Origin of the sequence: Candidatus Hakubella thermalkaliphila (assembly GCF_013281975.1) — a bacterium.
Classification (GTDB): Bacteria; Actinomycetota; Humimicrobiia; order Hakubellales; family Hakubellaceae; genus Hakubella; species Hakubella thermalkaliphila.
The window spans coordinates 1-2,319 of sequence record NZ_BLRZ01000191.1; the positions used below are offsets into that span (position 1 = coordinate 1).

2 protein-coding genes are annotated in these 2,319 nt (G+C 43.3%); both read left to right on the forward strand.

The genetic code is table 11. The annotated features are described in order from the left end of the window. Positions 1-227 precede the first annotated feature (227 nt). Complete coding sequence (locus HW443_RS10740) at positions 228-671, forward strand: NADH-quinone oxidoreductase subunit NuoE family protein (RefSeq protein ID WP_176231918.1); 444 nt, start codon at positions 228-230, stop codon at positions 669-671. A 67-nt stretch (positions 672-738) separates the two neighbouring features. Then, complete coding sequence (locus tag HW443_RS10745) at positions 739-1,944, forward strand: ISAzo13 family transposase (protein WP_176238184.1); 1,206 nt, start codon at positions 739-741, stop codon at positions 1,942-1,944. Positions 1,945-2,319 lie beyond the last annotated feature (375 nt).

Consider the following 2,319-nt stretch of genomic DNA (forward strand, 5'->3'; position numbering starts at 1 on the left):
ACGGTCAGAAAAGAAACCCTAGCTCGTTAAAAAGGTCGAGTTTTTAGACAACTTCATAAGTAAGCGTTCATCAGTCAGCAATCAGCCCTAAGTTGTTGCCGGGAAGTTGAGCGCTGAAGGACGAACGCTTACACGAATGCTTTGTCTCATTCATCAAAAAGCTGAACGCTGACAGTTGATAACTGAACAGGGAAGGATTATGGAAGGCCGTCTAAGGGAGGTTTAACGTGAAAGGAAAAAGAGGCCAACTGATACCGATTCTGCAGCAGACTCAGGGGAGATTTGGCTATCTTCCCAAAGAGGAGATGGTCAAGGTCGCTGAGCTGTGTGGCGTGACTGAAAGCACTGTCTTCGGTGTGGCATCCTTCTATGCTCTGTTTCGTTTCACCCCGATAGGCAAGACCCGGGTCATGGTGTGCCGGGGAACAGCTTGCCATGTACGGGGTGCCCGGCAGATTATGGAAACAACAGAAAAAGTACTGGGCATTAAGGAAGGACAGACTACCCCTGATTTGGAATACACTCTCGAATCTGTTGCCTGTATTGGTTGCTGTGCGCTAGGGCCCTGTATAATGACGATCGAGATAACTGAAGGCCAGGTAACCTCCACAGTCCATGGCCGCCTGAATAGTGGGAAAGTAAGAGAGATCTTTGCCGGAGGGAGAGAGTAAGATGTTAGCTAAGGGGTTGCCTAAAAATAAAGTTGACTTATTTTGATAGTCATGCTGTAATAAAAGCATGGCAGAAAGGACACAAAAAGATACAATGCTGAAGGTGTTCGGCACGCTAAATGAAGCGCAGGCTCGCTGGTTTGTTGCGAGAGAGGCTATGATAATTGGGCATGGTGGGATTAAAAAGATGTGTGAATTAACTGGTTTATCTAAACCTACCATAATAAAGGGGATAAAGGAGTTAAAAGCAAAAGAGAAATTTGATGCTGGAGAAAGAATCCGTCGGCCTGGAGCGGGGCGAAAAAGAATAGAGGAAAGGAATCCCGAAATTCTAAAGGTTCTAAAAGAGATCATGGATGAAACGACTGCAGGTGATCCAATGAGTTTGCTGAAGTGGACAAGTAAATCCACTTATCAGATTAAGGATCAGCTACAGAGACTAGGCTACTCTATTACTGAGGATACAGTAGGACGAATACTCAAGGAGATGGACTACTCGCTGCAAGCTAATGTGAAGGTAAAGGAAGGTGGAACTCATAAAGATCGTGATAGTCAGTTTCGGTATATTAACGATCTAGCAAAGGAATTCATGGGGTGGGGGGACCCTGTTATATCAATTGATGCGAAGAAGAAAGAACGAGTAGGAGATTTCAAGAATCCAGGGAGAAGGTGGCGCCCCAAAGGCTCTCCAGAAGAGGTAAATGTTTATGATTACCCCAGTTTATCGAAAGGCACAGCGATTCCTTATGGGGCCTATGATATCCAGAAAAATAATGACGTGGTAAATGTAGGGATATCACATGAGACAGCGGAGTTTGCAGTAGAGAGCATAAGAAGGTGGTGGAAGCAGTTTGGTTCTCATCAATACCCCAATACCAAGAGAATGTTAATTTGTGCTGATGGAGGAGGAAGTAACGGTAGTCGTAATCGGGCATGGAAATTTTACTTGCAACTTTTATCTGATGAGATTTCCCTTTCGATCGCAGTTTGCCATTATCCACCGGGTACCAGTAAATGGAATAAGATAGAGCACAGAATGTTTTCTTTTATCAGCATGAACTGGAGAGGACAACCGCTTGTTAACCTTGAGACAGTGGTTAATATGATAAGCGCTACAACAACAAAATCTGGGTTAAGGATAAAGGCATTTTTAGATACAAAGTACTACAAGACCGGAATTAAAATTTCTGATGAGCAAATGCAGGCGTTAAATCTTGATCCTCATAATCTATATCCACAATGGAATTACACAATTGTCCCAAGAGAAAAATGAAAAATGGTAAATTGTTATTGAAAAGATTGTTTGCTGTTAGTATAGTTATGTTAGAAAGGGTGGATTGATGGGTTCTGCGAGAAGCAGAAAGAAACATAAGGGAAAGGTAGAAAGTAGACCTCTCAGGCAGCAGGAAAAAGAGTTGAACATACGATATCACGATGTGAATCCAGAATGGAACTATACCATTTTTCCAAGGTCAACTCCAAAGCAAGCAATAAAGGGTGAAAAGTAAACTTTATTTTTCGGCAACCCCTAAGACTCTCCTAATTGGTCGGGGAACATGCTGTGTTTCAGCGGGGGCAGAACAAATTCACCATGCGCTGGTGAAAGAGCTGACCCAATTAGGTCTGGCAGATAAGGTTCAGGTCAAGG